Origin of the sequence: uncultured Cetobacterium sp., assembly GCF_947038635.1 — a bacterium.
In the GTDB taxonomy this organism is placed as follows: domain Bacteria; phylum Fusobacteriota; class Fusobacteriia; order Fusobacteriales; family Fusobacteriaceae; genus Cetobacterium_A.
In genome coordinates, this window is the sequence record NZ_CAMQXC010000096.1 from 1 (window position 1) to 8,455 (window position 8,455).

Annotated in this window: 7 protein-coding genes; 2 read left to right on the plus strand and 5 right to left on the minus strand. The window is 27.1% G+C overall.

From position 1 onward, the window contains the following. Both Q0V08_RS08920 and Q0V08_RS08925 read left to right on the plus strand, forming a co-directional pair. A partial coding sequence (locus tag Q0V08_RS08920; RefSeq protein WP_297434045.1) for an ABC transporter ATP-binding protein occupies nucleotides 1-842 on the plus strand: 842 nt, incomplete at its 5' end. Continuing rightward, entirely contained in the window at nucleotides 839-1,519 is a 681-nt protein-coding gene (locus Q0V08_RS08925; RefSeq protein WP_297434047.1) for a dipeptide/oligopeptide/nickel ABC transporter ATP-binding protein, read from the plus strand. The genes Q0V08_RS08920 and Q0V08_RS08925, both read left to right, overlap by 4 nt. A 31-nt stretch (nucleotides 1,520-1,550) precedes the next feature. Here Q0V08_RS08925 and Q0V08_RS08930 read toward each other — a convergent pair whose 3' ends face one another. From Q0V08_RS08930 to Q0V08_RS08950, 5 genes are all read right to left on the minus strand, one after another. Next, nucleotides 1,551-3,230: an FAD-binding protein gene (locus Q0V08_RS08930; RefSeq protein ID WP_297434049.1), complete on the minus strand. Its 1,680-nt coding sequence runs from the start codon at nucleotides 3,228-3,230 to the stop codon at nucleotides 1,551-1,553. Between the two features lie 89 nt (nucleotides 3,231-3,319). Further along, nucleotides 3,320-4,237 carry a hypothetical protein gene (locus tag Q0V08_RS08935; protein ID WP_297434051.1) on the minus strand — a complete coding sequence of 306 codons (918 nt, stop codon included), beginning with the start codon at nucleotides 4,235-4,237 and terminating at the stop codon, nucleotides 3,320-3,322. Next, nucleotides 4,227-6,338, minus strand: a complete 2,112-nt coding sequence (pelG, locus tag Q0V08_RS08940; protein WP_297434052.1) for an exopolysaccharide Pel transporter PelG — start codon at nucleotides 6,336-6,338, stop codon at nucleotides 4,227-4,229. The genes Q0V08_RS08935 and pelG overlap by 11 nt, the downstream gene beginning before the upstream one ends. A gap of 1 nt (nucleotide 6,339) precedes the next feature. Then, complete coding sequence (gene pelF, locus Q0V08_RS08945; protein ID WP_297434054.1) at nucleotides 6,340-7,752, minus strand: GT4 family glycosyltransferase PelF; 1,413 nt, start codon at nucleotides 7,750-7,752, stop codon at nucleotides 6,340-6,342. Then, a complete protein-coding gene (locus Q0V08_RS08950) occupies nucleotides 7,734-8,399 on the minus strand; it encodes a hypothetical protein (RefSeq protein WP_297434056.1) in 666 nt (221 codons plus the stop codon). The genes pelF and Q0V08_RS08950 overlap by 19 nt, the downstream gene beginning before the upstream one ends. Nucleotides 8,400-8,455 lie beyond the last annotated feature (56 nt).

Consider the following 8,455-nt stretch of genomic DNA (forward strand, 5'->3'; position numbering starts at 1 on the left):
CTGTTACTGCTATGAGTCTTTTAAATTTATTATCAGATGATTTAAAAATTTCAAAAGGAATTATTAATTTTTTAGGCACTGATATTTGTAAAGCCTCTGAAAAAGAACTTGAACAAATTAGAGGAAATAGTTTTTCTATCATATTTCAAAATCCAATTAGTTCATTAAATCCTTTAATGAAAGTTGGAAAACAAATTTTAGAAGTAATTGAAAAGCACCAAAACTTAGATAAAAATGCGATGCTAAATAGAACTTTTGAAGTTTTATCTGATGTTGGTTTTAAAAACAACTTTATGGAAATATATCATAAATATCCACATGAACTTAGTGGTGGACAAGGTCAAAGAATCGGAATTGCTATGGCTATTGCTAATAATCCTAAAATTATTATTGCAGATGAGCCAACAACAGCACTAGATAAAGATACTCAAATTCAAATTTTAAATCTATTAAAAGAGATTCAAAATAAATATCAAACTTCTATAATTTTAATCTCTCATGATTTAGAGATTATTAAGAATTTTACTGATAATGCTTTAATTATGTATTTTGGACAAATTGTTGAAAGTGGTAGCACTCATAATATCTTTCTGAATCCTAATCATCACTATACTAAAGGACTTTTAGATTCTCTTCCAGAAAATTTTAAAAAAGGAGAACCTATTAAAGTGATGAAAGGAGGAATTCCAAATATAAACGACAATATTGATGGATGTTTTTTTTCTCCTAGATGCCCTGCAGTTACAGAAAATTGTAAAAAAAACAGAGTTAATTATAATTTTGATAAAAAAAATAATAAAGGTATCAGATGTATAAATCCTTTAAAGGAAAAAAAGTTATGAAAAAGGAAATAATCTTTAAAATAAAAAATTTAAATAAAAAATTTAAAAACTCCTTAGTTTTAAACGATATCACTTTTAATATTTTTGAAGGTGAAACTCTTGGAGTTGTAGGACCTAGTGGTTGTGGTAAAAGTACTTTTGGAAAGATATTACTACTACTTTTAGCCCCTGATTCTGGAGAGATTATATATAAAAATAAAAATATATTTAATTATAATAAAAGTGAAGTTTTAGAGTTTCGTAAAGATATTCAAATGGTTCTACAAGATCCTTATCTTTCTCTAAATCCTAAAAAAAATATTCAGTGGCATTTAGAAGAACCTTTATCTGTGTTAAATTTTCCTAAGCATAAACGACTTGAAAAAATTCTTTCTATGTTAGAATTAGTTGGTTTATCTAAAGATTATTTAAATAAATATCCAAATCAACTAAGCGGAGGACAAAAACAAAGAGTTTTAATTTTAGCAGCTTTACTTATAAATCCTAAAGTTATTATTTTAGATGAATCGGTCTCAGCTTTAGATATCTCTGTTCAAGCTCAAATTTTAAATCTTTTAGTTGAATTACAACAAAAATTAAATTTAACATATATTTTTATATCTCACGATTTAAATGTTGTAAAATATATGTGTGATCGTATTATTTCTTTTGAAAATGGAAAAGTTATAAATATATAAAAAAGGGTTATACTAGATAACCCTTTTTTTATTATTGGTTTATAAATTTAACTGCGTTCTCTCCTGCAATACGTCCAAATATAACTGCAGCACTGTAAGCAGCACTACTATTTGTAACCTCTCCTGCAGCAAATACTCCTGGAACTACATTTCCTTCTACATCTAAAACTTCAGTTTTTTCGTTTGCTACTACTCCACCTCTAGTCATATGAACAGCTGATTCAACCTGAACACCATAGAATGGTCCCTCTGTTCTAAACTCTCTTTTAAATGGTTTTGCTCTAAACGGATCTTGCTCCTCTCCACGTATTGCTTTATTAAAGTGATCTCTTGTAGCTACTAGCTTATCTGCTGGTACACCTAATTTTTGTGCTAATTCTTCTAAAGTATCAGCTTTTACATGGTATCCTTTTGCAGTATGTTTTTGTAAACGATAACTTGCTTCATATAAAGCTTGATCATATATATAGAATGCTTTTCCATCTGGTTGTGCTAATATTGTCTCAGCAGCTTTAAATCTATCATTTTTAGAGATATTTTCATTTAAGAATCTTTCTCCATTTGCATTTACTAACATAAATCCATCTCCACCACCAGTTAAGTCTCTAGTAGTTCTAACTATAAATGGGAATAGATTTAATTCATCTAAATTGGCTAACTGTATATTATTCTCTTCAAATACAGGAATAAAATCTCCTGTTGCTCCAAGCTGATTTGAAGTTTGAAGCTTTTCTGTTCCAGGAGAGTATTTAGCTAATAACTCTTTATTTGCCGAAAATCCTCCTGTTGCCATTATAATAGCCTTTGCTTTTATGTCATAGAAGTTATTTCCACTTTGAACTTTAACTCCTTTAACAATTCCATCCTCTACTATTAAATCTGTTCCTTTTGTTCCTGTTCTTATATCTATACCTAAGCTTTTAGCTTTTGCTTCCATTCCATCTTGCACTTCTTCTCCAGCATAAGCATCCTTTTCAGCCATATGCCCTCTTTTTCCATAATAATGATTTAATTTTACTCCCATTTCTCTTAGCCAAGAATCTAATTTTGAAGCTCCTTCTGCTTGAGCTCTAGTTCTTTCTGGAGTATCCATCCAATTTGTGTTATCAGCAATTAATTTCTCAACAGAATCCTCTACACCTGCTTTTTTCTCTGCTTCTGAATTAATTAAATCATAGAAATTCATATCATACTTTCCATTTCCACTTAATATATCTAATTTTTCAATTAATATTATATTATTTAATCCAGCTTCTTTTGCAGATATTGCTGCTGCAAGACCTGCTGGTCCTCCACCAACTATAACTAAATCTGTTGATACTGGTTCTAAGTATGCTACTGGTTGTTCTGGTCCTGCTGTTTTTACAGTTATTCTACCAAAATCCTTTCCACCCTCTTTTAAAGCTGCAGCTACTGCCCTTTTAATTCCTAAAGATGTGTAAGTTGCCCCTGATACACTGTCAACTATTGGAGATTGAGCTTTTAAAATTCTATCTTTTAAAATTGGAAATGATCTTGATATTATGTGTGATGTTTCATTATCAGAAACTAATTCAAGATTTTCAATCTTATCCCCTTTTGTGATTACATTTACCTTAATTTCACCAGAAAACCCATTTCCTTTACCTATAATAGATTTTTCTTTCTCACCGCAAGCCATTAACATTAAACTTGCTAAAAAAATTGCTAATTTACACCTGTTTACTTTCATTATTACCCCTTTAAATTTTCTTCGAATATACATTCAAAGAAAATTTTAGCACATAATGACTTTTTTATCAATGTTTTTAACTATTTTTTTTAAAAAATATATTCAAAACCACATCTAATTTTCATATATAGTCCAGATTCTGAAACACTTGAAAATTTTGTTTTTACTTCTTCAAAATTGTATCCAGTTACTCCAACCTTTGCAAAAATCCGCAACTTGTCTGTTATATCTTGACTATATAATAAATATGGTCCTACATTGAATTTAAAAGATTTATCTTGATCTGTATTTCTATAATAGTTATATGAATCAATTTCTGAGTCTAATGAAAAAGCAAAATTTTCATTTAAATCATATGTCCATCTAAAATTATTTTCTATTCTAAATAAATAAGTACCTCTGTTATTTCCATAATCTAAATACTCATTATATATTGTGAAAAAATTCTGGAATCCATAACCTAAATTTATACTTCCTGTTAAATTTCCTTCTAAAGAATAACCATCTCTAGAATTCGTATCAATAGACGAAAGAAAAAAATCAAATCCCCAATAAGCACCGCCCAATCCAACGTCTGAATTAGTACGAACCCTATATCTCAATGAATACTTATTTTCTTTAAAGTTTTCTCCAAAGTCACTTGATATATCACTTACATTGTATTTAATATAAGGACCAATATCATTAAACCATTTTTTACCAAAAACTTCTTTTTCTTCTAGTTTTCTATATAAAGAAAATGTATTTTCCCATCCATCTGTATTGGAATTTTTATCATACTTTTTTTCAATATCATAATCAAAAGTCCAATTTTCATTTAATTTTGATGTTCCAGTTCCTATTTTCCATTTGTAGAATTCTTTTCTATCTTTATTTTCTAGCTCTCCATAGCTCTGATATAGATTATTTTCCGGTTCCTCTAAATAAAAATTTAATATCTCCCGTCCAACACCAAAAGAACTTAAATGAAGTAACAGAAATGCACATATAATATTTTTAATACTCATCTCCCACATACACTCCTTTTCTATTAAATCCTTCTCTATCTACTCCGTTTTCATCATAGCCATTTTTGTCGTACCCATCTTTATCATAAATATTTTCATCTAAAGTTTCATTTTGATTTTCAAAATTTTCTATTGGTTTTTTGTTTCCATCTTTATCATAACCATTTTTGTCATAACCTTCTTCATTATAACCTTCGTAGTTATACCCATTTTTATTGTAATAGCTATTTGTTTCTTTATTTAAACCAAACCATGTCCAACCATTTTTATCAAACTCTGTTTTTGTTTCCTTATTTAATCCTTGAAAATCAAATCCTTTTTTATCATATTTTGATTTAGTTATTCTATTATATCCAGTATAATCAAATCCTCTTTCATCAATATTTTTTCCAGTATCACTATTTATTCCACTAGAATCAAAATTAAAATAGTCATACGGCGAATCTGTGTACACATTCCACCCCTCTTTTGTGAACCCTCTTAAGTCAACGCCTTCTTGATTATATCCTTCATAGTTATATCCATCTTTATTGTAGTAACTCATTGTATTCCAATTTCTTTTAGTTTTTGTATTAAATCCATCTTTTGTATGATTATTTGTGCAACCACTTAAAAATAATAATATAACTATTATTATTGGAAAAATCAATTTACGATTTAATATTTTTTCTAATTTCTCAAGAAAAGGAGCTCTAATATTAAAAGAAAAATTTTGCTTGTAAAAAGTGATATAATTTAATTCATTTGCTATTCTATCTAACATTATTTCTGATAAAATAAGAGATAAAAAAGCTGCTACAAAAAATCCAAGTCCTGTATATTCATTTCCCATTAATGATGTTACTACTGAAAAAAAAGTGCTTAAAATAAAAAATACAATTGATACTAGTAAAGCCTCTTTTCTAGAATCAAAATATAAAAATATAGTTATATATACAGATATAAAAACTGTACAATAAGCTGCAAAAATCATAACTCTAAACAGATCTAATAAATATAAATCCATTCCATATTTCAAAAATATTACTTTAGATAAAAGAGCTACTGAAAATGAAACAAAAAATTGAAGCTCCATTATATAATAAATCTCCTCTTTTAATACATCAATCATTTTTTTCTTTTCAATATCTATATCTGCTAAATTTCCATTTAAAGTTAAAAGAGCATAATATCTCTTATAAATTGGAAAAAACTTAGTCTCCATAAATACCAGAAAATAAATCATAGTCGGAATTGTTAAAAAAAAAGCATAAAATACTGCGACCTCATATAACGGAGAACTTAAAAATATTCCTCCTACTCTATATGAATCACCATATATCCAATTTACAAATATATGAGACCACATTCCAAAATTAAAAAATATTCCAATAAAACTTAAAGAAGTATACCTCTTGAAAGCTCTTAAAAATTCAAACTCACTTTCATCTGAATCTTCAAATATATACGTTAAATATGAAAAAAGCATAAAGAATGTTATTCCTATTCCAATTGTATAGGCTAATATAATTGAATAAGCTAGATTATTTTTAAAAAATTCATTGCTTGAATATTTTAAAATATATCCTCCTAAACCTATTGCTGCGACATTACCTACAACATAAGCCAATATTGAATAACTATAGTTTTTTACAGCTGATATATAATTCATACTAACCCAAATTCCTGATAAAAAACAAAATAATGCAGTTAATGTATATATGTAAAACCAAGATAAATCTTGTCCTTTAAAATATAAAACACCTATAAAAAATGATATTATAGTTATAAATTTTATTGTTCCTATATATGTCGATTTTAACTTTTTTTGCTCTCCTGAGTATATACAATCAGATATAAATCTCGTTATTAAATATTGAACTGCTCCCGTTAAAAGTTGAGAAAAAATAAATGAATAAACTATTCCTGTCATAAATAGATTTCTCTCTCCTCTTGAGAGAATATATTGCTTTCCAATAAACATAAGAATATTTAAAGTTATAACTGTTATAAGCCACGGCCCTACTCCAATAAGGGCTGAATAGGCCATAGCCTTTATATCTTGAAATGTGTTATTATCATCTGAAAATAGATTTTTTAATTCAAATCCTATTCCTGCCATATTATTCTCCTAACTCTTTATATAATCTTTTATATGAATCTATAAATTTCTTTTTTGAATAGTATTTCTTGACTATCTCTTTTCCATTTTTTCCCATCTCATTTATTTTTTCTCTATTTTGAAAAAGTGAAACTATGGCATCTCCCAAATCTGAATATGATGTTGGTGGTACAATTATTCCTGCTTCTCCTTCAGATTTCTCTTTTAAAATCTCTCTACAATTTCCAACATCTGTAGCTATAAAAGGAATCCCACAAGCTAACCCTTCTAATATACTAAGTGGTTGACCTTCTGAAATTGATGTTAACATTAAAAAGTCTAAAAATTTATAATATTCTTTTACATCTGCTCTTCCTGTAAAAATAACATACTCTTTCAAATCTAAATTATTAACTAATTCTAAACACTCATTATAATACTCTTCATTCTCCTCTGTTGGTCCTATTAAAAAAAGCTTTGTATCTCTCAATTTCGGTAATGCCATTTTAAACCCTTTTAGCATCATTTTCACATCTTTTATAGGAACAACTCTTAAAACTGAACCTATATTAAATCCTTCTCTTTTTTCTCTTATAACTTTAGAATAAGCTTCAATATCAATACCATTTGGAACTACTTCACATTTTTTTGAATCTGCTCCATTTTCAATTTGTAACTCTTTATTATAATCAAATAAAGATATTATTTTATCACATTCATCATAAGTTACTCTTGATAAAAAGTAAAAAAAATCTATCCATATTTTTTTAAAATCTTTCTCTATCCATTTAGCGCCAATAACTTCTTCTTCTCTTTCACGTGGGTAAATTCCATGCTCCGTTAAAAGTAATGATCCTCCATTTTTAATTTTTGCCATTACTGATATATATCCAGAGTATCCTGTTGCTACTGGATGATATATATCAGCTTTAGGCAAATCTTCTTGAGACAAAGATATTAAATTTAAGAATATATTTCTGTATGTCCAATAAAAAGTATTAAAACCAATTCCATTATAATTTTGCTTATAATACTTTAATAAACTATTCCAAAAACTCTTATTTATTATTATCTCCAATGGATTACCATATTTTTTATCTGATATTTTTTCTATTATTTTAATAACCTCTGGAGAATTAAGGTTATTAAAATTTAAAATTTTTTCAATTTCTTCCTCTAATTTCTTAAATTCAAATCTGTTTTTTAAAACTTTAAAAGGCGAAATCTCATAATTTTTATCTAAAACTATATTCTTAATCTCTGTAATATTTTTAGGTATTTCATATTTTATCTTTGCAAAATCTAAATTTGGTATTATACATACAATAGAGAAAATATGTTCCTCATTAGATTTCACTAAATCTTGAATCCATGAAGATACTCCACCTACAACATATGGATAAGACCCTTCACATATCAAACAGATTTTTGCCATTTTTTAACCTCTTTCAACATTTCATAATCATTTAAATCATAGTAATATTTTTCTATGAACTTTGTTATTTTTTCATCTAAATCTTTCTCTTCTATAAACTCCTGAATTAGTTTATTGCACTCCTTGTAGTCCTTCATGTCTTTATAGATATTTAAAAGATTAAATTTATCTATTATCTCTAAATTTTCTTTTGATTTTACAGTATATATATATTTCTTTTGATAAAATTCTAAAACTTCCCCAAGTAAAAGTCCCGAAGTACAATAATCATAATATATTTTAGAAAGTTCATCTAAATCTTTTAACCGCTCTTTCTCTTTTATAATTTTTTGAAAGTTTTCATCAATTTTATTTATCTCTGTTGCTGCATAGTGAATAACCTCTATATCTTGATCCCACAGTGCTTTTTTTAAAACATCAACCTTAAATTTTAAATTTTGAGTTTCAAATCCAATTAAAAAATTTTTCTTTTCTAATGGAGTTCCAACAGCTAAAATATCATAAGCTCCAATTAGGTTAAGATCAATTGAACTATTTACAATTATCTCTTTCTCTTCATTCAAAATATATTTTTCTAAATCTTCACTTATTTCAATATCACTTTTAAAATAATCTCTAAAAAATAAGAAGTTATTTATTAAGGCCATACTACTTTCTCTTATACACATCGCCGAGCCCACGAGACAGGCAGAAATCTAGTATG